This is a genomic window from Pseudomonas sp. A6 (genome assembly GCF_052367875.1).
GTDB lineage: Bacteria > Pseudomonadota > Gammaproteobacteria > Pseudomonadales > Pseudomonadaceae > Pseudomonas > Pseudomonas citronellolis.
Genome location: NZ_CP198970.1, coordinates 3,507,026 through 3,528,219, shown reverse-complemented (window position 1 = coordinate 3,528,219; position 21,194 = coordinate 3,507,026). Strand labels below are relative to the sequence as shown.

Annotated in this window: 17 protein-coding genes; 10 read left to right on the top strand and 7 right to left on the bottom strand. The window is 67.3% G+C overall.

Annotation, left to right across the window (positions count from 1 at the left end; translation table 11 throughout):
• Positions 1-30 precede the first annotated feature (30 nt).
• The 3 genes from ACTWJ5_RS15860 to ACTWJ5_RS15850 are packed head-to-tail and all read left to right on the top strand — an operon-like array spanning position 31 to position 2,804.
• Positions 31-711 carry a C39 family peptidase gene (locus ACTWJ5_RS15860; RefSeq protein ID WP_074980916.1) on the top strand — a complete coding sequence of 227 codons (681 nt, stop codon included), beginning with the start codon at positions 31-33 and terminating at the stop codon, positions 709-711.
• 43 nt (positions 712-754) lie between these two features.
• A complete protein-coding gene (locus ACTWJ5_RS15855; protein ID WP_074980917.1) occupies positions 755-1,489 on the top strand; it encodes a hypothetical protein in 735 nt (244 codons plus the stop codon).
• Between the two features lie 55 nt (positions 1,490-1,544).
• Complete coding sequence (locus ACTWJ5_RS15850; protein ID WP_043272906.1) at positions 1,545-2,804, top strand: hypothetical protein; 1,260 nt, start codon at positions 1,545-1,547, stop codon at positions 2,802-2,804.
• A gap of 54 nt (positions 2,805-2,858) precedes the next feature.
• Here ACTWJ5_RS15850 and ACTWJ5_RS15845 read toward each other — a convergent pair whose 3' ends face one another.
• The 3 genes from ACTWJ5_RS15845 to ACTWJ5_RS15835 form a co-directional block, all read right to left on the bottom strand.
• On the bottom strand, positions 2,859-4,196 hold the full coding sequence (locus ACTWJ5_RS15845) for a sigma-54 dependent transcriptional regulator (protein ID WP_009621799.1): 1,338 nt from the start codon (positions 4,194-4,196) through the stop codon (positions 2,859-2,861).
• 258 nt (positions 4,197-4,454) lie between these two features.
• Positions 4,455-4,889 carry a carboxymuconolactone decarboxylase family protein gene (locus tag ACTWJ5_RS15840; RefSeq protein ID WP_253411461.1) on the bottom strand — a complete coding sequence of 145 codons (435 nt, stop codon included), beginning with the start codon at positions 4,887-4,889 and terminating at the stop codon, positions 4,455-4,457.
• Positions 4,890-4,997: 108 nt separating this feature from the next.
• Positions 4,998-5,426 (bottom strand): Lrp/AsnC family transcriptional regulator, encoded by a 429-nt coding sequence (locus ACTWJ5_RS15835; RefSeq protein ID WP_116424431.1) that lies wholly within the window; start codon positions 5,424-5,426, stop codon positions 4,998-5,000.
• 265 nt (positions 5,427-5,691) lie between these two features.
• Here ACTWJ5_RS15835 and ACTWJ5_RS15830 point away from each other — a divergent pair, with 265 nt between their 5' ends.
• Positions 5,692-7,374 carry a flavin monoamine oxidase family protein gene (locus ACTWJ5_RS15830; RefSeq protein ID WP_444439442.1) on the top strand — a complete coding sequence of 561 codons (1,683 nt, stop codon included), beginning with the start codon at positions 5,692-5,694 and terminating at the stop codon, positions 7,372-7,374.
• Between the two features lie 16 nt (positions 7,375-7,390).
• Positions 7,391-8,179 carry a carbon-nitrogen hydrolase family protein gene (locus tag ACTWJ5_RS15825; RefSeq protein WP_444439440.1) on the top strand — a complete coding sequence of 263 codons (789 nt, stop codon included), beginning with the start codon at positions 7,391-7,393 and terminating at the stop codon, positions 8,177-8,179.
• A 713-nt stretch (positions 8,180-8,892) separates the two neighbouring features.
• Here ACTWJ5_RS15825 and fusA read toward each other — a convergent pair.
• Complete coding sequence (gene fusA / locus ACTWJ5_RS15820; RefSeq protein WP_116424429.1) at positions 8,893-11,001, bottom strand: elongation factor G; 2,109 nt, start codon at positions 10,999-11,001, stop codon at positions 8,893-8,895.
• Positions 11,002-11,251: 250 nt separating this feature from the next.
• On the opposite strand from fusA, the gene ACTWJ5_RS15815 reads away from it, so the two are divergent.
• From ACTWJ5_RS15815 to ACTWJ5_RS15805, 3 genes are all read left to right on the top strand, one after another.
• A complete protein-coding gene (locus ACTWJ5_RS15815; RefSeq protein WP_249920017.1) occupies positions 11,252-11,755 on the top strand; it encodes a sigma-70 family RNA polymerase sigma factor in 504 nt (167 codons plus the stop codon).
• Positions 11,755-12,729, top strand: coding sequence for a FecR domain-containing protein (locus tag ACTWJ5_RS15810; RefSeq protein ID WP_444439438.1), 975 nt, complete (start codon positions 11,755-11,757; stop codon positions 12,727-12,729). Before ACTWJ5_RS15815 ends, ACTWJ5_RS15810 begins: the two co-directional genes overlap by 1 nt.
• 124 nt (positions 12,730-12,853) lie before the next feature.
• Complete coding sequence (locus ACTWJ5_RS15805) at positions 12,854-15,262, top strand: TonB-dependent receptor (protein WP_444439436.1); 2,409 nt, start codon at positions 12,854-12,856, stop codon at positions 15,260-15,262.
• A 36-nt stretch (positions 15,263-15,298) separates the two neighbouring features.
• Here the strand turns inward: ACTWJ5_RS15805 and ACTWJ5_RS15800 are convergent, their stop codons facing one another.
• Both ACTWJ5_RS15800 and ACTWJ5_RS15795 read right to left on the bottom strand, forming a co-directional pair.
• Complete coding sequence (locus ACTWJ5_RS15800; protein WP_444439434.1) at positions 15,299-16,789, bottom strand: AbgT family transporter; 1,491 nt, start codon at positions 16,787-16,789, stop codon at positions 15,299-15,301.
• Positions 16,790-16,918: 129 nt separating this feature from the next.
• Positions 16,919-18,079 (bottom strand): M20 metallopeptidase family protein, encoded by a 1,161-nt coding sequence (locus ACTWJ5_RS15795; RefSeq protein ID WP_444439432.1) that lies wholly within the window; start codon positions 18,077-18,079, stop codon positions 16,919-16,921.
• A gap of 135 nt (positions 18,080-18,214) precedes the next feature.
• Here ACTWJ5_RS15795 and ACTWJ5_RS15790 point away from each other — a divergent pair, with 135 nt between their 5' ends.
• Together ACTWJ5_RS15790 and ACTWJ5_RS15785 are read left to right on the top strand one after the other, a co-directional pair.
• On the top strand, positions 18,215-19,102 hold the full coding sequence (locus tag ACTWJ5_RS15790; protein ID WP_061561827.1) for a LysR family transcriptional regulator: 888 nt from the start codon (positions 18,215-18,217) through the stop codon (positions 19,100-19,102).
• A 446-nt stretch (positions 19,103-19,548) separates the two neighbouring features.
• Positions 19,549-20,208, top strand: a complete 660-nt coding sequence (locus ACTWJ5_RS15785) for a DsbA family oxidoreductase (RefSeq protein ID WP_444439602.1) — start codon at positions 19,549-19,551, stop codon at positions 20,206-20,208.
• Between the two features lie 518 nt (positions 20,209-20,726).
• Here the strand turns inward: ACTWJ5_RS15785 and ACTWJ5_RS15780 are convergent.
• On the bottom strand, positions 20,727-21,062 hold the full coding sequence (locus ACTWJ5_RS15780; RefSeq protein WP_009620390.1) for a ribonuclease E inhibitor RraB: 336 nt from the start codon (positions 21,060-21,062) through the stop codon (positions 20,727-20,729).
• Between the last annotated feature and the right edge of the window lie 132 nt (positions 21,063-21,194).

The window sequence follows — 21,194 nt, the reverse complement described above, 5'->3', positions numbered from 1 at the left end:
TTTCTCAGCGCTGGCATAGGCGTCACGATCATGCGCACGCTCGCTTTCCTGCTCCTCGCACTCTGCTCCGGCCTGCTCCAGGCCGCGCAGCTGCCCTTCGCCATACTGCCCGGGGGCACGCTGGCCTATAAGCATGTGGAGAGCATCCGCGAACGTCGCTTCAGCAACCTGGTGGAGCAGAAGACCGACTTCAGCTGCGGCGCCGCCGCCCTGGCCACCATCCTGCGCACCGGCTACAACCTCGACGTCGACGAGGAGTTCGTCATCCGCGGCATGCTGGTCAAGGCCGACCCCCAACTGGTGCGTACCCAGGGCTTCTCCATGCTGGACATGAAGACCTACCTGGAAAGCATCGGCATGCGGGCCCGCGGCTACCGCATCCCGGTCTCCTCCCTGGAGAAGCTGACCATTCCAGTGATCGTGCTGCTGGACGTGCGTGGCTACAAGCATTTCGTCGTGCTGCAGCGCACGCACAACGGCTACGTCTACGTGGGCGACCCCGTGCTCGGCCACAAGCGCTACACGGAAGAAGATTTTCTCAAGGGCTGGAACGGCATCATCTTCGCCATCATCGGCCCCGGCTACGACAGGGCCAACGCCCTGATGAGCCCGCCGGAACCCCTGACCGCGAAGAACCGCCTCGATACCTTCCGCCCCGTCAAGGACGCGGAGCTCATGGATTTCGGATTCATCCAGAGCGACTTCCTGTGAGCCAAACGATAACGAGAGGTGGGATCCTCTCGGGGAGCGAACGATGAGAACCATTCCGCTGCTCGCCACCGCCTGCCTGGTGGCCAGCCTGCCGATCCAGGCCTCCGAGATTTTCCGGCCGATCGAGCTGCACGACCAGGAGCTGGCCCAATTGCGCGGCCGCTACGTCATGCCCGGGCGCATCATCAGCTTCGGCATCGTCATGAGCAGTACCTGGAAGAACGCCGTCGGCGACAACATCGGCGCCAAGGTGAGCATGCAGATCCAGGAATCCACCATCAAACCGCAGTTCTACGTCACCACCACCAAGGAAACCGGCAACGGCGGCACACCCTCGGCCGCGACCGGCAGCATCGTCGGTGGCGCGGGGCTCAACCAGACCCAGGGCGTCACCCAGAGCGCACGCTCGGCGGGTGACTACAACACTGCCTACAACAATGTCGGCATCAACGTGAGCGAAGCCGACCAGGCGCCCGCCGCAAGCAACCAGGGCACGCCCCTGAACGGCACGGTCAGCGCCAGCAACGGCGCCGGCACCGTCACCGTGTCCCCCGGCAGGGGGAACATCCAGTTGGCGATCAATGCCAACGGCCAAGGCTCGAGCCTCCAGCAACTGGGGGCCGGCGGCCTGGTGCAGGCCACCAACCTGCTGGGTAGCAGCAACCTGGTCAACAACCTTACCCAGCTGAACGTGGTCCTGCGTAACAACGCACCTTCCGTCGGAGCGCTGGATTGCAATCTCGACCAGCTCAAGGGCCTGCGATCCATGGGAATGTGATCTACGCTCAGTGGCGGAAGTAGTGCCCAAACGATAAAGATAGGGATAGCGCGCCATGCACCGATCGCTCACGCTTCGCACCGCAATCTGTGTATCCGCTTTGCTCCCCTCGGCCTTCGTCCATGCTGCGACGGAGGCCGAGGTGGAGGCTCTGAAACAGGAACTCATCGAGCTCAAGCAACGCTACGAGTCGCAACAGAAAGCGCTCATGGTGCTGGAGCAGCGGGTTCGCCAGGTAGAGGAACAGCCGGCGGCGACCCCGGCGCAGCCCAAACGCCTGGTCACTGCCACCAACAAGCCGACGCCGCCGGGCACCGGCAGTTCCTACGGCGAATCGCTCAAGGACGACAGCAACAACCCGCCCAAGAGCGTGGAGAACCTCTACGACGAGGCCAGCGGCTTCTTCGGCAACGGCGCCTTCAGCTTCGAGACGGGCCTGACCTACACCCACTACGACACCAAGCAGCTGATCCTCAACGGCTTCCTGGCGCTGGACACCATCTTCCTGGGCAACATCGGCGTGGACAACATCAAGGCCGACAACTGGACCCTGGACCTGACCGGCCGCTACAACTGGAACAACCGTTGGCAGTTCGACATCAACGTGCCCGTGGTCTACCGCGAGAGCACCTACTCCTCGGCCGGCGCCGGCAACTCCACCGCGCAGTCCACCGACGAGAAGGTCGATCGCGACCCGACCCTGGGCGACGTCAACTTCGGCATCGCCTACAAGTTCATGGACGAGACCGAGTCGCGCCCGGACGCGGTGTTCAGCCTGCGGGTCAAAGCCCCCACCGGCAAGGACCCGTACGGCATCAAGCTGGTCCGCGCGCCGGACAACGACAGCCTCAACGTGCCCGACGACCTGCCCACCGGCAACGGCGTCTGGTCCGTCACCCCGGGCATCTCGCTGGTCAAGACCGTCGACCCGGCGGTGCTCTTCGCCAGCCTGAGCTACACCCACAACTTCGAGCGCGACTTCAGCGACATCAGCCCGCAGCAGGGCACCAAGCTCGGCGGCAAGGTGGACCTGGGCGACTGGTTCCAGGTCGGCGCCGGCGTGGCCTTCGCGCTGAACGAAAGGACCAGCATGTCGTTCTCCTTCTCCGACCTGATCTCGCAGAAGAGCAAGCTCAAGCCCGATGGCGGCGACTGGCAGTCGATCACCGACAGCGACGCCAACGCGGCCTACTTCAACTGGGGCCTGACCTACGCCTGGAGCAACAACCTGACCATAGTGCCGAACCTGTCCATCGGCATCAGCCCCGATGCCCCGGACTTCAGCTTCAGCGTCAAATTCCCCTACTACTTCTGAACCCCGCACACGACAACGGCCCCTTTCGGGGCCGTTGTCGTTTCTGCACCCTGCTCAGCGCAGCTGGTGCTTGTGCAGCAGGCGGTAGAAGGTCGGCCGCGAGATGCCCAGCATGCGCGCCGCCAGGCTCAGGTTGTCGCCGTGGCGGGCCAGGGCATCGCACATGGCCTGGCGCTCGGCGCCCAGCTTGTACTCCTCCAGGGTCACCAGCGGCACCTTGCCGGAGCCGCCGCGCTGGCGCTCCAGGCCCAGGTCGCGGGCCTCGATCTGCCTGCCTTCGGCCAGCACCAGGCCACGGCGCACGCGGTTGGCCAGCTCGCGCACGTTGCCCGGCCAGGCGTGCTCGGCCATCGCCGCCAGGGCGTCGTCGCTGAAGCGCCGCGGGCGGCGGCCGGTCTCGACGCTGTAGAGGTGGGCGAAGTGGTTGGCCAGCAGCGCCAGGTCGCCATTGCGCTCGCGCAGCGGCAGGGTGGAAACCTGCAGCACGTTCAGGCGGTAGTACAGGTCCTCGCGGAAGCTGCCGGTGCGGATGGCGTTCTCCAGGTCCAGGTGGGTGGCCGCCAGCACGCGCACGTCCACGGCGATGGGCTGGCTGCCGCCGACGCGCTCGATCTGCTTCTCCTGCAGCACCCGCAGCAGGTTGGCCTGCAGCTCCAGGGGCAGGTCGCCGATCTCGTCGAGGAACAGGGTGCCGCCGTTGGCCTGCTCGAAGCGGCCGATCTTGCGCTGGTGCGCGCCGGTGAAGGCGCCCTTCTCGTGGCCGAACAGCTCGGACTGGATCAGGTGCTCGGGAATCGCCCCGCAGTTGATCGCGATGAACGGCCGGTTGGCCCGCCGCGACTGGCGGTGCAGGGTACGCGCCACCAGCTCCTTGCCGGTGCCGCTCTCGCCGCGGATCAGCACCGGCGACTCGGTGGGCGCGAACTTCGCCAGCAGGCGGCGCAGCTCCTGCATCGAGCGGCTCTCGCCGAGCAGCTCGTGCTGGTGCTCCAGGCTGTGGTAGGTGCCGCCGCGCCCGCGCAGGCGCGCCATGCCGAAGGCGCGGCCGAGGGTGACCTGCACCCGCGCCACGTCGAACGGCAGGGTATGGAAATCGAAGAACCATTCGCAGACGAAATCGCCCACCTCCTGGATGGGCAACGCGTCCGGGCTGAGCACCGCGATCCACTCGGTGCCGCTGCGGGTGATGAGGTCCTTCACCGACTCCGGGCGCTCCAGGTGTTGCGGATGCAGGCGCAGCAGGCCGACGTCGCAGTTGCGTTCGCTCGCGACGTCGAGTCCGCAACTGTCTACCTCCCACCCTGCTGCCCGGAGCCCGGGCAATAATCGCTGGCAGTCATCGCAGGGATCGACCACCAGCAGGCGACGCCGTTTCGACGCTACTTCGAGCATGCTCCCTTCCTTGGCGCCATTTTTTTGAAAAACTTTATAAAACAGAAACTTGGCGCTCCAAGTTGTAAAGCTAGCAATATCTTGACGCGCCCATTGACCGTTTTCCTATAAGGCCGATGCCGAAACGATCTCAGCAGCCCGTTCCGGCCTATTGACTTATGCCGAAAGCCTCTGGGAAAGCCCTCCTTCATGCCCTTTCCACTCACCTCGCGTCGGAAAATCGTCTTTTCCGGATGACGAGAGCCCGCAGCCGGCCGCTCAGGGCACCATGGCCATGCCGACGCCGAAGCGGTTCCAGGCGTTGATGGTGGCGATGGCCAGGGTCAGGTCGACGATCTCGGTGTCGTTGAAGTGTTCGCGCAGGGCGTCGAACTGCGCCTGAGGGGCGTGCTTCTCGGGCAGCAGGGTGAGGCTTTCCACCCAGGCCAGCACGGCGCGCTCGCGAGCGCTGAAGAAGTTGGTCTCGCGCCAGACGCTTAGGGTCTGCAGGCGCGCCTCGCTCTCGCCGGCCTTGCGCGCGTCGTCGGCGTGCATGTTCACGCAATAGGCACAGCCGTTGATCTGCGAGGCGCGCAGGCGGATCAGCTCCAGCAGGCCATTGTCCAGGCCGGACTTCGCCAGCGCCTGCTCCAGCCCGAGCATGGCCTTGTAGGCGCTGGGGGACTGCCCGGCCCATTCGATACGTGCACTCATGGTTCTCTCCAGTGGCGCCCGCCGGTTGCGGGAATGCAGATACCTTAGCCGCCGCGGCGGAGCCGCCGAATAGCCAATGCCGGGCAATAGCGGGAGTCCATTGCGGCCCTAGCGGTCGATGCGGGTGGAGAGAATGATCGACGACATGGTGCGCTCCACCCCGTCCAGTGCGCCGATGCGGTCGAGCAAGGCATCCAGGTCGCGGATCGACAGGGCCTCGACGATGGCGATCATGTCGAACTGGCCGCTCACCGAGTGCAGCGTCTTCACCTCGGGAATCTTCTCCAGCGCCTGCACCACCGGGTGCGACAGCTTGGGCAGCGCCGTCACCAGCACGTGGGCGCGCACCAGCGACTGCGCGTAGCTGTCGGCCACCTTGATCGAATAGCCGCTGATGATGCCCTGCTGCTCCAGGCGCTCGATCCGGCTTTGCACCGTGGAGCGCGACACCCCGAGCTTGCGCGCCAGTTCGGAAACCGACTCGCGGGCATTGGCGCGCAGGAGGTTGAGCAGGGCCGCATCGGCGTTTCTCGTCATTTTGTCGAATCCATTGGTTGAATTGCCTGGAATAGCTCCGTCATTTTGCAGATTGTCGGATTCATTTCAACGACCGGCTTTGCCACCATGTGCACCAGCGCCGGCCCGCCAGGGCCGGCCGACAAGCCTGGCCAGGCTTGCCCTCTCCGCGTTCGCGCCATCCATCGGAAGGCCCGCCGCGGAGCGCGTGCGGCGGTGCAAGAGACACCTGCCTGGGCAATGCTGGAACAAGGGCCAGGCACGCCAGAATCCTTGGGAGAGATAAATGCACAACAACCGCCACCCCCATACCCCCGGCAAGCAACCGGTGACCATCTTCGGCCCGGACTTCCCCTTCGCCTTCGACGACTGGCTGGAACACCCGGCGGGCCTGGGCAGCATCCCGGCGCACAACCACGGCCAGGAAGTGGCCATCGTCGGGGCCGGCATCGCCGGGCTGGTGGCGGCCTACGAACTGATGAAGCTGGGGCTGAAGCCGGTGGTCTACGAGGCCTCGAAGCTGGGCGGCCGGCTGCGTTCGGAGCCCTTCGAGGGCGCCGAGGGCGTCATCGCAGAACTCGGCGGCATGCGCTTCCCGGTCTCCAGCACGGCCTTCTACCACTACGTGGACAAGCTGGGCCTTGAGACCAAACCCTTCCCCAACCCGCTGACGCCGGCCTCCGGCAGCACCGTGGTGGACCTGGAAGGCACCAGCCACTACGCGGAGAAGATCGACGACCTGCCGCAGATCTTCCGCGAAGTCGCCCAGGCCTGGGCCGACGCCCTGGAGGACGGCGCGCGCTTCTCCGAGATCCAGGACGCCATCCGCGCGCGCGACACCGTCAAGCTCAAGGCGCTGTGGGACGAACTGGTGCCGCTGTGGGACGACCGCACCTTCTACGACTTCGTCGCCACCTCCAAGGCCTTCTCGCGCCTGTCCTTCCACCACCGCGAAATCTTCGGCCAGGTCGGCTTCGGCACCGGCGGCTGGGACTCGGACTTCCCCAACTCCATGCTGGAAATCTTCCGCGTGGTGATGACCAACTGCGACGACCACCAGCACCTGGTGGTCGGCGGCGTCGAGCAGGTGCCGCGCGGCATCTGGAACCACGCGCCGGAGCGCTGCGCGCACTGGCCGGCCGGCACCTCCCTGGCGAAGCTGCACAACGGCGCGCCGCGCCCGGGGGTGAAGAAGATCGCCCGCGCCGCCAGCGGCAACCTGGCGGTCACCGACTACTGGGGCGACACCCGCGAATACGCCGCGGTGCTGACCACCTGCCAGAGCTGGCTGCTGACCACCCAGATCGAATGCGAGGAAGCGCTGTTCTCGCAGAAGATGTGGATGGCCCTGGACCGCACCCGCTACATGCAGTCGTCGAAGACCTTCGTCATGGTCGACCGGCCGTTCTGGAAGGACAAGGACCCGCAGACCGGCCGCGACGTCATGAGCATGACCCTCACCGACCGCCTGACCCGCGGCACCTACCTGTTCGACAACGGCGACGACAAGCCCGGGGTGATCTGCCTGTCCTACTCCTGGATGAGCGACGCCATGAAGATGCTGCCGCACCCGGTGGAGAAGCGCGTGCAGCTGGCCCTGGACGCGCTGAAGAAGGTCTACCCGAAGGTGGACATCGCCAGCCACGTGATCGGCAACCCCATCACCGTGTCCTGGGAGGCCGACCCGCACTTCCTCGGCGCCTTCAAGGGCGCCCTGCCCGGCCACTACCGCTACAACCACCGCATGTACTCGCACTTCATGCAGGACGACCTGCCCGCCGAGCAGCGCGGCATCTTCATCGCCGGCGACGATGTATCCTGGACCCCGGCCTGGGTCGAAGGCGCGGTACAGACCTCGCTGAACGCCGTGTGGGGCATCCTGCACCACTTCGGCGGCGCCACCCACCCGGACAACCCCGGCCCCGGCGACCGCTATGCCGAACTGGGCCCCGTGGCCCTGCCCGACTGACCAAGGAGGAAGCGTCATGCGCCTCGCCCTCTACCAGTGCCCCCCGGGGCCCGACGACCTCGCCGGCAACCTGCGCCGGCTGCGGGAGGCCGCGCAACGCGCGGCCGCCCAGAGCGCGGACCTGCTGGTCTGCCCGGAAATGTACGCCAGCGGCTACAACATCGGCGCCGAACGCGTCGCCGCCCTGGCCGAAGCCGCCGACGGCGCCATCGCCGAGACGGTGGCGGGGATCGCCCGGGAGTTCGACGTCGGCATCCTCTACGGCTACCCGGAAAGCAACCCGGCCGGGGCGCCGTTCAACAGCGTGCAACTGATCGACCGCCACGGCGAGCGCCGCGCCAACTACCGCAAGACGCACCTGTACGGCGACCTCGACCGCGACCAGTTCAGCCCCTCGGACGAGCCGCCGGCGATCGTCGAGCTGGACGGCTGGAAGATCGGCCTGCTGATCTGCTTCGACGTCGAGTTCCCCGAAGCCGTGCGCACCCTGGCCCTGGCCGGCGCCGACCTGGTGCTGGTGCCGACGGCCAACATGCACCCCTACGAGTTCGTCTGCCAGGTGCTGGTGCCCACCCGCGCCTACGAGAACCAGGTGTTCCTCGCCTACGCCAACTTCCAGGGCAGCGAAGGCGAGCTGGAATACTGCGGCCTGAGCTGCGTGGTGGCCCCGGACGGCCAGGTGATGGCCCGGGCGAAACAGGCCGGGGAACTGCTGATCGCCGACCTTGAGCCGGAACGCATCGCCATGGTCCGCGAGGGCTACAGCTACCTGCGGCTGCGCAGGCCGATGCTGTATCGGTCCTGATGGCGCGGCTGTAAGGTACGCCCCTCCCCCGTAGGAGCGGACCTTGTCCGCGATAGCCGGACGTTCCGGCGCGGATCGCGGATAAGATCCGCTCCTACACCGCCCCACCCACACCACGCCCCTGTAGGAGCGCGCCCTGCGCGCGATTCGCAGGCAGGGCCTGCTCCTACAGTCCCCTGGGAGGCACGGCTTCTCGTAGGAGCGAGCTTGCTCGCGAACTGCATGGCACCCATTTGTTCGCGAGCAAGCTCGCTCCTACAAAGAGCACCCCGGCGCAGCCTGCAACCCGCCCGCACCACGTTCCTGTAGGAGCGCGCCCTGCGCGCGATTCGCAGGCAGGGCCTGCTCCTACAGTCCCCTGAGGGCACGGCTTCTCGTAGGAGCGAGCTTGCTCGCGAACCGCATGGCACCCATTTGTTCGCGAGCAAGCTCGCTCCTACAAAGAGCACCCCGGCGCAGCCTGCAACCCGCCCGCACCACGTTCCTGTAGGAGCGCGCCCTGCGCGCGATTCGCAGGCAGGGCCTGCCCCTACAAGTCCCCTGAGGGCACGGCTTCTCGTAGGAGCGAGCTTGCTCGCGAACCGCATGGCACCGCGTCTGTTCGCGAGCAAGAACTAGGCGTCCCCCTCGCTCCTACGAAGAGCACTCCGGGCACCGCATCCCGCCCCAATGAAAAACGGCGCCCGCAGGCGCCGTTCTTCACCCCGCAAACCTCACCCGTTGTTCTTCTTCACGATGGCATCGGCGATATTCGCCGGCGCCTCGGCGTACTTGGTGAACTCCATCGAGTAGCTGGCGCGCCCCTGGGACATCGAGCGCACGTCGGTGGCGTAGCCGAACATCTCGCCCAGCGGCACCTCGGCGCGGATCACCTTGCCCGCCGGGGTGTCTTCCATGCCCTGGATCAGGCCGCGGCGGCGGTTCAGGTCGCCCATCACGTCGCCCATGTAGTCCTCGGGGGTCACCACCTCGACCTTCATCACCGGCTCCAGCAGCACTGCGCCGCCCTTCTGCGAGAGCTGCTTGGTAGCCATGGAGGCGGCGATCTTGAAGGCCATCTCGCTGGAGTCGACGTCGTGGTACGAGCCGTCGTACACCGTGGCCTTCAGACCGATCAGCGGGTAGCCGGCGAGCACGCCGTTGTGCATCTGCTCCTCGATGCCCTTCTGGATCGCCGGGATGAACTCCCGCGGGATCACCCCGCCGACCACCTCGTTGTGGAACTCAAGGCCGTCCTTGCCCTCGTCGCCCGGCTCGAAGCGGATCCAGCAATGGCCAAACTGGCCGCGCCCGCCGGACTGGCGGACGAACTTGCCCTCGATCTCGCACTTGCGGCGGATCGCCTCGCGGTAGGCCACCTGCGGCTTGCCGATGTTGGCCTCGACGTTGAACTCGCGGCGCATGCGGTCGACGATGATGTCCAGGTGCAGCTCGCCCATGCCGGAAATGATGGTCTGCCCGGTCTCCTCGTCGGTCTTCACGCGGAACGAGGGGTCCTCCTGGGCCAGCTTGGACAGGGCGATGCCCATCTTCTCCTGGTCGGCCTTGGTCCTGGGCTCCACCGCCACCGAGATCACCGGGTCGGGGAAGTCCATGCGTTCGAGGATGATCGGCTTGTCGATGGCGCACAGGGTGTCGCCGGTGGTGACGTCCTTCATGCCGATCAGCGCGGCGATGTCGCCGGCGCGCACTTCCTTGATCTCCTCGCGCTGGTTGGCGTGCATCTGCACCATCCGCCCGACGCGCTCCTTCTTGCCCTTCACCGAGTTGAGCACCGCGTCGCCGCTGCTCAGCACACCCGAGTAGACGCGGGTGAAGGTCAGGGTGCCGACGAAGGGGTCGGTGGCGATCTTGAAGGCCAGCGAGGAGAACGGCTCGCTGTCGTCGGCGTGGCGCTCGTCGTGCTTCTCCTCGTCGTCCGGGTGGGTGCCGTTGATCGCCGGGATTTCCGAGGGCGCCGGCAGATAGTCGATCACCGCATCCAGCACCAGCGGCACGCCCTTGTTCTTGAACGAGGAACCCAGCACCGCCGGGACGATCTCGTTGGCCAGGGTGCGCTGGCGCAGGCCGGCCTTGATCTCCTCCAGGCTCAGCTCCTGGCCCTCGAGGTACTTGTTCATCAGCTCGTCGTTGGCCTCGGCGGCGGCCTCGATCATGTGCGCCCGCCACTCCTCGGCCAGCGCCTGCAACTCGGCGGGGATCGGTTCCTCGCGGTAGCTGGTGCCCTGGTCGTCGTCGTTCCAGTAGATGGCCTTCATCTTCACCAGGTCGATCTGCCCGTTGAAGTTCTCCTCCGCGCCGATGGCCAGCTGGATCGGCACCGGGTTGTGGCCCAGGCGCCGCTTGATCTGCTCGACCACGCGCAGGAAGTCGGCGCCCTGGCGGTCCATCTTGTTCACGTAGGCCAGGCGCGGCACGTGGTACTTGTTGGCCTGGCGCCACACCGTCTCGGACTGCGGCTCGACGCCGTCGGCGCCGCTGAACACCACCACGGCGCCGTCGAGCACGCGCAGCGAGCGCTCCACCTCGATGGTGAAGTCGACGTGGCCAGGGGTGTCGATGATGTTGAAGCGGTACTTGTGCGGGTACTGCTTGGTCGAGCCCTGCCAGAAGGCGGTGGTGGCCGCCGAGGTGATGGTGATGCCGCGCTCCTGCTCCTGCACCATCCAGTCCATGGTCGCCGCCCCGTCGTGCACCTCGCCCATCTTGTGGTTGACCCCGGTGTAGAACAGGATGCGCTCGGTGGTGGTGGTCTTGCCGGCATCCACGTGCGCGACTATGCCGATGTTGCGATAAAGCTCGATGGGCGTGGTGCGAGCCATGATGTGCTCCGTTTCTGCTGGATGACTTGAGGTTTCGACCGCGAACGGCGAAGCCGTCTGCCGAAGAAGGCAAACCCTCGAATTATGCATTCGGGACAGGCTCAAGGTAGCGCGTCTGCGCGGCAATTCCAGTGCCGATGGCGCGCCCGGCACGCGCGCCGACCGGCTGCGGCATCGCGGCATTGCATCGCGCGACTGAACCGACATAAAATGAGAGTCATTCGCAAATGATCATCTGGCGCACGACACCGTGGCATTCGCCGAACCCTCCGCCGACCAGCACCTGCACACCCTCTACGAACGCCACCACGGCTGGCTGCAGCAATGGCTGCGCGGCCGCCTGGGCAACGCCTGGGATGCCGCCGACCTGGCCCAGGACACCTTCCTGCGCCTGCTGCGCCGGCCGCTGAGCGACGTCGGCGATCGCCCGCGCGCCCTGCTCACCCACATCGCCAAGGGCCTGCTGGTGGACCGCTGGCGCCGCCAGGAACTGGAACGCGCCTACCTCGAAGCCCTCTCCGCGCTGCCCGAGGAACTGGCCCCCGGCCCGGAAGCCCGCGAACTGATCCTGGAAACCCTGGAGTGCATCGATGCGGCGCTGGGCGAACTGCCCGCCCTCACCCGCGAAGCCTTCCTGCTCGCGCAGCTGGACGGCCTCACCTACCCGGCCATCGCCGAGCGCCTGGGCCTGTCCCTGGCGACCGTCAAGCGCTACATGCGCGCGGCCTTCATCGCCTGCCTGAGCTTGGCCTGATGCACGAGCAGACGCTGGACCCACGCATCCTCGGCGAAGCCGCCGACTGGCTGGTGCGCCTGGGCGAACGCCCGGCCAGCGCCGCCGACCTGCGGGCCATCGAGCAATCCATCGAGCAATGGCGCGGACGCAGCGCGCAGCACGCCGAAGCCTGGCGCCGCGCCGAAAGCCTGCTCGGCGGCCTGCAGCAGCTGCCGCCGGGCACGGGCCGGCAGAGCCTGCAACGCCTCGGCGAACGCGGCCTGAGCCGGCGGCAGATGCTCAACCGCCTGGGCCTGCTGCTGGCGGTGGCGCCCGCGGCCTGGCTGGGCGCGCGCCAGCTGCCCTGGGCCGAATGGAGCGCCGACCAGCGCACCGCCACCGGCGAGCGCAAGCGCGTGCAACTGCCCGACGGCAGCCTGCTGACGCTCAACACCGGCAGCGCCGTGGACATCCGCTTCAGCCCGCGGGAACGCCGCCTGCGCCTGCTCGACGGCGAAATCCTCGTCGCCACCCACGCCGACCCGGCGCCCGCGCCACGGCCGTTCCTGGTGGAAAGCCGCCAGGGCCTGCTGCGCACCGCCGGCGCGCGCTTCGCCGTGCGCGACCTGGGCGAGGCGTGCCGGGTGGCCGTGCTCGAAGGCAGCGTCGCCGTGGAACCCTTCGCTACCGCCGCGCGCCGCCAGGTCGAGGCCGGTCAGCAGCTGCTGTTCAGCGCCAGCGCCCTGCAGGCCGTGCAGCCGGCGGACGCCAATGCCAGCAGCTGGGAAAACGGCATGCTGCTGGCCCAGGACATGCGCCTGGACGCCCTGCTGGCCGAACTGGGCCGCTACCGCAACGGCGTGCTGCGCTGCGCGCCCCAACTGGCCGGGCTGCGCGTCAGCGGCGCCATCCCCCTGGGCAACGACGACGCCGGCCTGCGCCTGCTGGCCGACATGCTGCCGCTGAAGGTCAGCAGCCTGACGCGCTACTGGGTGACCCTGGAGCCCGCCTGAACCCCGCCGCTACGCCGCCCCAACGACCCCCGAAAATTTTTTCATCCGCCATGACACCTTTTTCCTGCTCGTCCGGTGAAGGAGGAAACACCCCATTCACTCCTCGCGCCGACAGGATCACCGCATGACCACCCGCCTCCGCCTGAAGCCCCACACCCTCGCCCTGGCCATCGGCCTCGCCCTGCAGGGCGCCACCCTGCCCGGCCTGGCCGCGGAAACCGCCAGCGTGCAACGCCAGTACGACATCGCCCCAGGACCGCTGGGCGAGGTGCTGGCCCGCTTCGCCGCCCAGGCCGGCGTGCCCCTGGCCTTCGAGGCCGCCACGTTGAACGCCCGCCACAGCGACGGCCTGAAAGGCAGCTACGACGCCGAGGACGGCCTGATGCGCCTGCTGGAAGGCAGCGGCTACCGCCTGGTGCGCAAGCCCAGCGGCTACGGCGTCGAAGCCATCGCCCGGGACGGCGAGGCCCTGGAGATGGGCGCCACCACCGTCAGCGCCGTGGCCCAGGCCCCCGGCGAACTGCCGCCGGTCTATGCCGGCGGCCAGGTGGCCCGCGGCGCCCGGCTGGGCATGCTGGGCAACCAGGACATGCAGGACGTGCCCTTCGCCTTCTCCAGCTACACCGCGCAGGCCATCAAGGACCAGCAGGCGCAGACCGTCGGCGACGTGCTGCTCAACGACGCCGCGGTGCGCCAGGGCAACGGCTACGGCAACTTCTCGCAGATCTTCGTCATCCGCGGCCTGCCGCTGAGCACCGACGACGTCTCGCTCAACGGCCTGTACGGCGTGACGCCGCGGCAGATCATCGGCACCGAGTCGCTGGAGCGCGTCGAGCTGTTCAAGGGCTCCAACGCCTTCATCAACGGCGTGACGCCCAGCGGCAGCGGCATCGGCGGCGCGGTGAACCTGCAGACCAAGCACGCCGAGGATGTCCCCACGCGCAGCCTGAGCCTGGACTACGGCAGCGACAGCCAGGTTGGCGAACACCTCGACCTGGGCCAGCGCTTCGGCGAGGACAACCGCTTCGGCGCGCGGCTCAACCTGGCCCAGCGCGAAGGCGACAGCGCCATCGACGACAACGCCCAGCGCTACAAGCTGGCCAGCGTCAACCTCGACTACCGCGGCGAACGCCTGCGCCTGAGCAGCGACTTCGGCTACCAGAAGCAGCGCATCAACCAGGGCCGCCCGGTGGTCTACGTCGGCAGCGGCGTCACCAGCATCCCCCACGCGCCCGACGCCGACAGCAACTACGGCCAGGCCTGGAGCTACTCGCAGCTGGAAGACACTTACGGCATGTTCCGCGGCGAATACGACCTGAACGACAACTGGACGGTCTACCTCTCCGGCGGCGCCAAGCACACCCGCGAGAACGGCAGCTACTCCTCGCTGACCCTGAGCGACAACGCCGGAACCGCCGGCGGCGGCACCATGGACGCCACCCACGACGAGGACAACAAGAGCGCCATGGCCGGCCTCAACGGCCGCTTCCACACCGGCCCGGTGAGCCACCAGCTGAACTTCGGCCTGGCCGGCATCTGGGCCGAGCAGCGCAGCGCCTACCGCATGGCCCTGAGCAAGTACCCGGCCAACCTGTACCGCCCCGCGCAGGTCGCCAAGCCGGCCACCACCTACTCCGGCGGCGACTACAACGACCCCGGCATCGTCGGCAAGACGCGCAACCGCAGCGCCGCCGCCTCCGACACCCTGGGCTTTCTCGACGACCGCGTGCTGCTGACCCTCGGCGTGCGCCGCCAGAGCATCGGCACCGACGGCTGGAGCTACGCCGGCGTGCGCAGCGCCGACTACCGCGAGTCCATCACCACGCCGGTGTACGGCATCGTGGTCAAGCCCACCGACTACCTGTCGCTGTACGCCAACCGCATCGAAGGCCTGGCCGCCGGCCCCACCGCGCCCTCCACCGCGGTCAACGTCGGCGAGGTGTTCGCCCCGCAGCGCTCCAAGCAGATCGAAGTGGGCGCCAAGCTGGACTTCGGCAGCTACGGCGGCAACCTGGCGTTCTACCGCATCGAACAGCCCACCAGCGTCACCGACCCGGACACCAAGGTCTTCAGCGTCGACGGCGAGCAGCGCAACCGCGGCGTCGAGCTGAACCTGTTCGGCGAACCGCTGCAAGGCCTGCGTCTGCTGGCCGGCGCCACCTGGATCGACACCGAGCTGCGCAACACCGCCGGCGGCGCCAACGACAGCAACCGCGCCATCGGCGTGCCGCGCTTCCAGTACAACCTCGGCGCCGACTGGGACGTGCCCGGCCTCGACGGCCTGGCGCTCAACGGCCGCCTGCTGCGCACCGGCGGCCAGTACCTGGACCAGGCCAACAACCTGAGCATCCCGGCCTGGACCCGCGTCGACCTGGGCGCCCGCTACCGCTTCAAGGTCGAGCAGCGCGACGTGACCCTGCGCGCCAACCTGGAAAACGTCGCCAACGAGGACTACTGGGCCTCCACCATCGGCGGCTACCTGACCCAGGGCGAGCCGCGCACCCTGCGGGTGTCCGCCACCGTCGACTTCTGAAGCCGCGGGCCGGGCGCGCGCTCGCCCGGCCCCCGCTCAGTCGAGGTACAGGCCCACGCCGGGGGCGATCGGCAGCCCCAGCTCCATCCAGAGGATGAGGAACAGCGTCCAGCACAGCAGGAAGCCCAGGGCCACCGGGATGGTCATCGACGCCAGGGTGCCGATCCCGGCGTCCTTCTGGTAGCGCTGCAGGAAGGCCAGGCACAGGCTGAAGTAGGGGCTCATGGGCGTGACTATGTTGGTCGAGGAATCGGCGATGCGGTACGCCGCCTGCACGAAGGCCGGCTCGAAGCCCACCAGCATCAGCATCGGCACGAAGATCGGGGCCATCAGCGACCACTGCGCCGAACCCGAGGTGATGAACAGGTTCATCACCGTCACCAGGCCCAGGAACGCCAGCACCAGCGGGATGCCGCCGAAGCCGCTGCTGTCGAGCAGGTGCGAGCCGCCGACGGCGATCCATTCGCCCAGGTGCGTCCACTTGAACCAGGCGAGGAACTGCGAGATGGCGAAGAACAGCACCAGGGTCGGCGCCAGCTCCTTGATCGCCTCGGCCATGAAGCCGATGGCATCGCGGGCGTCGCCGATCTTCCCCACGCTGCGGCCGTAGACCCAGCCCAGGACCAGGAAGAAGATGGCGAAGACGGCCACCGCGCTGATGAGGAACGGCGAAGGCACCAGCCCGCCCTCGGGGTTGCGCAGCGGCGAGCCGGCCGGCAGCACCGCGGCGAGGACCAGGGCGGCCAGCACCAGCGCCGCCCAGCCGGCGCGCTTCAGCCCCTTGAACTCCCGCACGCTGATCGGCTGGATGTCGACCACCACGCTGCCGCGGTACGGGCCGGCCAGGGGCTCGACGATGCGCTCGATGATGAAGGCGCCGATCACCGACAGCAGCACGGCGGAACAGGCGACGAAATAGTAGTTGTCGATGGGCGAGACGTAGGCCGCGGGGTCGATTGTCTGCGCCGCGCTGGTGGTGATCCCGGAGAGGATCACGTCGGTCGGGGTGATCAGCAGGCTGGCATCGTAGCCCGCCCCCACCGCGACGAAGCCGGTCACCGCGCCGACCAGGGGGTTGCGCCCGGTGGCCTGGAAGATCATCGCCGACAGCGGGATGAGGATGACGAAGGCGGCGTCGGCGGCCACGTGGCTGCACATGCCGACGAGGAAGATGACGAAGGTGGTCAGGTAGCGCGGGGCCTTCATCACGCTCACCTGCATCAGCGCCCCGACCAGCCCGGTCTTGTCGGCCACGCCGATGGCCAGCAGGATGACCAGCACCGCGCCCAGCGGCGGGAAGCTGACGAAGTTCCTGACCACCGAGGTCAGTGCGAAGACCAGGCCCTCGCCGGAAACCAGGCTCCTGACCGTGACCAGGTCGCCGGTCTTGGGATGGACGCCGGACACCCCGGACGCCGCCAGCGCCCAGGACAGGAGCGCGACGCCCAGGCACAGCCAGGCGAACAGGACGACCGGGTGCGGGAGCTTGTTGCCCGCCCGTTCGATGGCGTTGAAGAAACGCTGCATGGTGGATTTTCCTTTGCCAGCCGCCGGCCGCTCGGGGCGCGGCGAAGCTGGCCTGCACGGATTGCCGGATGGCCCGCCTCGGCGCCGCCGCAGGATGGCGGCGCGGCGCGGGCCCGTGAGTGCCTTCGCTCAGGGATTGGTCCCGAGGCGCCGCTCGGCGATGGCGACGAACATGCCCGCCGCGATGGGCAGGATTTCGTCGCGATAGTCGTAGTGCGGATGGTGAAGGTAGGCGCCGTCCTCGCCGTTGCCGACGAAGAAATAGCAGCCCGGCACTTTCTCCAGGTAGAAAGCGAAATCTTCCGCCCCCATGGTGGGAAGCTGGTGCATGTAGCCCGCCTTGTCCGCGCCGAGGGCGTCGATGGCGGTTTCCACCACGAACGCGGTTTCGGCGGCGTCGTTGACCAGCGCCGGGATGCGCATCGTCCGCGCCAGCTCAGCACTGGCGCCATGGGCCTGGCAGACCTGGGCGACGATGCGGCGCAGCGTCTCGTCGATCACCGCGGCGGCTTCCGGCGAGCCGTCGCGGGTGTTGATCATCAGCGTCGCCTGGCCGGGGATGACGTTCTGGCTGTTGCCGCCATGGAACTGCGTGACCGTCACCACGCCCGACTCCAGCGGCGACAGGCGGCGACCGACCACGCCCTGCAGCGCCTGGACCACCGCCGCGCCGACGAAGATCGGGTCGATGGCCAGGTCCGGGCGCGAGGCATGGCCGCCCTTGCCGCTGATGGTGACCTCGTACAGCGAGCTGCCGCCCATGCTCGGCCCGGCCTTGGCGAACACCCGGCCCAGCGGATAGCCCGGGCGGTTGTGGTAGCCGAAGATGGCCTCGACGCCCTCCAGCGCGCCCTCCTCGATCATCCGTTCGGCGCCCAGGCCGCCTTCCTCCGCGGGCTGGAACAGCAGCTTGATGCGGCCGCGAAGATGGTCGTGATGCCGGGCGAGCCGGCCGGCGGCCAGCAGCAGCGAGGCGGTGTGCCCGTCGTGGCCGCAGGCGTGCATCTTGCCCGGCGTGCGCGAGGCATAGGGCAGCTCGGTGTCCTCCAGGATCGGCAAGGCATCCATGTCGGCGCGCAGGCCGATGGTGGGGCCGGGGCGGCCGGTGTCGAGCAGCGCGACGACGCCGGTCCCGGCCACGCCGGTGCGCACTTCGTAGCCATGGCGGCGCAGGAAGGCGGCGACGAGGTCGGCGGTGGCGTGCTCTTCGTACTTGAGTTCGGGGTGGCTGTGCAGTTGCTGGCGGATGGCGGTGGCCTCGGCAATCGCCTCGCCGGTGAATACGGACATCGATGATCTCCCAGAGGGGTTTCGTTGTTGTTGTTCTGCCCGGTCTGTCGGCGAGGATTGTTAGCAGTCCGCGCGCGATGCCACAATTTCATTAATTCGCAGCCACCCTTGCCTTTTATGCAAAGCACAACCGCCATGCAGCATCTAGCCCTGCGTTACTTCCTGGAAGTGGCCCGCAGCGGCTCCATCACCGAGGCCTCGGCCCGATTGCACGTCTCCGGCTCGGCGATCAGCCGGCAAATCGCCCGCCTGGAACAGGAACTGGGTGTCGAGCTGTTCGAACGGCGGCCGCGCGGCATGCTGCTCAGCCCGGCCGGCGAACTGCTGGCGCAGCGCGCCCGGCGCATCGCCCTGGACACCGAAAGGGCCCTGGCGGACGTGCGCGAACTGCAGGGCCCGCACCGCGGCCTGGTGCGCCTGGCGGCCTACGAGGGCTTCGCCATCGACTGGCTGCCGCGGATACTCGCGGACTACCGCCGCACCTACCCGGGCGTGCGCTTCCACGTCTGGGTGGGCAACTCGGCGGACATCTGCGCGCGCGTCGGCGACGGCAGCGCCGACATCGGCATCACCTACAGCTATTCCGCGCCGGCCGGGGTGAAGGTGGAACGCATCGTGCGCCGGCCGATGCACGTGCTGGTGCCGCGCGACCATCCGCTGGCCACGCGGGAACAGGTCACCCTGGCCGACCTGGCGTCCGAGCCCATGGCCCTGCCGGACCAGCAGCGCACGCAACGCCAGCTGGTCGACACCGCGCTGGCCACCCAGGGGCTGTCCATGGAGCCGGTATTCACCACCAACTCCATGGCAAGCCTGAAGGCCTTCGCCCTGGCGGCCGGGACGCTGATGTTCATCAGTTCCCTGGGCAGCCGGGGCGGCAACCTGCCCGAAGGCGTGGTCGCGGTGCCGGTGGCGGACGACACCATGCAGGCCAGCGTGTTGCAGATCGTCACGCTGCAGGGGCGCCATCTGCCTGCCGCCATCGTCGAATTCCTGGGTTTCCTCGATCGGGCGATCGAGTGAGGGCGGGTTGCCAAGGCGTTGGTCGAACGGCTAGCAAATCTCGAAAATAATTCCATTATTTTTCAGTAGTTTGCATTTTGCTTCTAATGTCGAATATACGACCACCGGCAGGAAAAACCTACGCATTCACATGATAAGTTATTAAATATCAATAAGTTATTTCAGATATAGAGAAACAACCTCACATTCAGTCACTTCCTCCGTATCCCACCATCGTGCCGGAATCCAGGCGGGGCAAGGCCTGCAGTGTGTACTCGAGCGGTTGGAAGCACGCCCGAGTTAAAGTCATTTCTAGAATAGAAATATTCCTTATATATCATATAGATAAAAATAAAACCTAAAGCCACCAGAGATGAGTAGCTACGCCACTCCCCGCCGGCACTGGATCACCCAGGGCAAAAAGGTCCATGCTTGAACACCGAAACCCCAAGGCGGAGATCGCCCGTATGCGCGAAGCCATCACCCTCGATTTCGTCTCAGACGTGGTCTGCCCCTGGTGCGCCATCGGCCTTTGCGGATTGCTCGAAGCCATCCAGCGCGTCGACGGCGAGATCGACGTCGAACTGCGGATCAAGCCCTTCGAACTCAATGCCGACATGCCCGCCGAAGGCGAGGACCTGGTCGAGCACCTGCAGCGCAAGTACGGCAGCAGCGCCGAAGACATCGCCAGCAATCACAAGCGCATCCGCGACTTCGGCGAGGAAGTCGGCTTCCACTTCGACCTGCACAAGCGCCAGCGCATCTACAACACCTTCGACGCCCACCGCCTGCTGCACTGGGCCGCCGAACAGGGCCGCGACCTTGCGCTGAAGCAGGCGCTGCTGCACGCCTACTTCGGCGAAGGGCGCAACATCAGCGACAACGAGGAACTGCTGGACCTGGCCACCAGCGTCGGCCTGGACCCGGTGCGCACCCGCGAGATCCTCGACAGCGACGCCTATGCCAGCGAAGTGATCGAGGAAGAGGAATTCTTCACCAGTCACGGCATCCGCGCCGTGCCGGCGGTGATCATCAACGGCCGCCAGCTGATCTCCGGCGCGCAATCGGCCGACTACTACGAAAGGGCCCTGCGCCAGGTGGCCGAAAAGGCCGAGCCGGTGCCGTAAGCCGGCTACGCCAAGACGCTCTTCGTAGGAGCGAGGGGGACGCCTAGTTCTTGCTCGCGAACAAACCCGATGCCATGCGGTTCGCGAGCAAGCTCGCTCCTACGAGAAGCAATGCTCGCCTGCTACGTAGGAGCGGACCTTGTCCGCGATGACCGGACGTCCCGGCGCCATTCGCGGATGAGATCCGCTCCTACGCCGCCCCACCCGCGCCATTCCCATTGTAGGAGCGCGCCCTGCGCGCGATTCGCGGGCAGGGCCCGCTCCTACAGTTCGCCATCAGGTATGGCGTTTCCCCGTAGGAGCGGACCTTGTCCGCGATGACCGGACGTCCCGGCGCGATTCGCGGATGAGATCCGCTCCTACGCCGCCCCACCCGTGCCATTCCCATTGTAGGAGCGCGCCCTGCGCGCGAATCGCGGGCAGGGCCCGCTCCTACAGGTAATGCCCAATCGCGGATAAGATCCCGCGCCCACAAAAAAGCCGGGGACCTGCCCCGGCTTTTTCCACCACATCCCGCCTCAGAGCGCCGACCAGCCGTCGGTCTTGCCGCCCAGCGGTTCGGAATGCTCGGCCAGCAGTTCCTCGTAGCCGCTGATGCTCTCGTGGGTCGGCTCCATCACCGGGTAGGCCAGGACCTGCCAGGGGTTGGCCGGGTCGCCGTCGTACTCGGAATAGGCCACCTTCTGGCCGTTCTGCAGCAGGAGGATGGCGAAATCCAGCGCCGCCTGCTCTTCCGGGAAGATCACGGCGAATTCCACCTCACGCTCGAACGAAAGGTCCTCGCCGTCTTCCTGCAGGGCCCACAGGGCGTCACCGATCTCGTCGTCGGGGAAGAGTTGCTTGTCGCGGGTCATGTCACAGCTCCAGTAGAAAGGGGCATCCGGGCGGACGCCTGCCGACAAGGATACCTGCCTTGGCGCGGCCGCGCCGGAAATATCGGGTGCCGGCCGCGGAAAAGGCAACGGCCCACTGCACGAGGCAGCGGG

Coding starts and splice junctions, on each gene's coding strand:
- ACTWJ5_RS15860 (WP_074980916.1), top strand. CDS start 31: ATGCGCACGCTCGCTTTCCTGCTCCTCGCACTCTGCTCCGGCCTGCTC.
- ACTWJ5_RS15855 (WP_074980917.1), top strand. CDS start 755: ATGAGAACCATTCCGCTGCTCGCCACCGCCTGCCTGGTGGCCAGCCTG.
- ACTWJ5_RS15850 (WP_043272906.1), top strand. CDS start 1,545: ATGCACCGATCGCTCACGCTTCGCACCGCAATCTGTGTATCCGCTTTG.
- ACTWJ5_RS15845 (WP_009621799.1), bottom strand. CDS start 4,196: ATGCTCGAAGTAGCGTCGAAACGGCGTCGCCTGCTGGTGGTCGATCCC.
- ACTWJ5_RS15840 (WP_253411461.1), bottom strand. CDS start 4,889: ATGAGTGCACGTATCGAATGGGCCGGGCAGTCCCCCAGCGCCTACAAG.
- ACTWJ5_RS15835 (WP_116424431.1), bottom strand. CDS start 5,426: ATGACGAGAAACGCCGATGCGGCCCTGCTCAACCTCCTGCGCGCCAAT.
- ACTWJ5_RS15830 (WP_444439442.1), top strand. CDS start 5,692: ATGCACAACAACCGCCACCCCCATACCCCCGGCAAGCAACCGGTGACC.
- ACTWJ5_RS15825 (WP_444439440.1), top strand. CDS start 7,391: ATGCGCCTCGCCCTCTACCAGTGCCCCCCGGGGCCCGACGACCTCGCC.
- fusA (WP_116424429.1), bottom strand. CDS start 11,001: ATGGCTCGCACCACGCCCATCGAGCTTTATCGCAACATCGGCATAGTC.
- ACTWJ5_RS15810 (WP_444439438.1), top strand. CDS start 11,755: ATGCACGAGCAGACGCTGGACCCACGCATCCTCGGCGAAGCCGCCGAC.
- ACTWJ5_RS15805 (WP_444439436.1), top strand. CDS start 12,854: ATGACCACCCGCCTCCGCCTGAAGCCCCACACCCTCGCCCTGGCCATC.
- ACTWJ5_RS15800 (WP_444439434.1), bottom strand. CDS start 16,789: ATGCAGCGTTTCTTCAACGCCATCGAACGGGCGGGCAACAAGCTCCCG.
- ACTWJ5_RS15795 (WP_444439432.1), bottom strand. CDS start 18,079: ATGTCCGTATTCACCGGCGAGGCGATTGCCGAGGCCACCGCCATCCGC.
- ACTWJ5_RS15790 (WP_061561827.1), top strand. CDS start 18,215: ATGCAGCATCTAGCCCTGCGTTACTTCCTGGAAGTGGCCCGCAGCGGC.
- ACTWJ5_RS15785 (WP_444439602.1), top strand. CDS start 19,549: ATGCGCGAAGCCATCACCCTCGATTTCGTCTCAGACGTGGTCTGCCCC.
- ACTWJ5_RS15780 (WP_009620390.1), bottom strand. CDS start 21,062: ATGACCCGCGACAAGCAACTCTTCCCCGACGACGAGATCGGTGACGCC.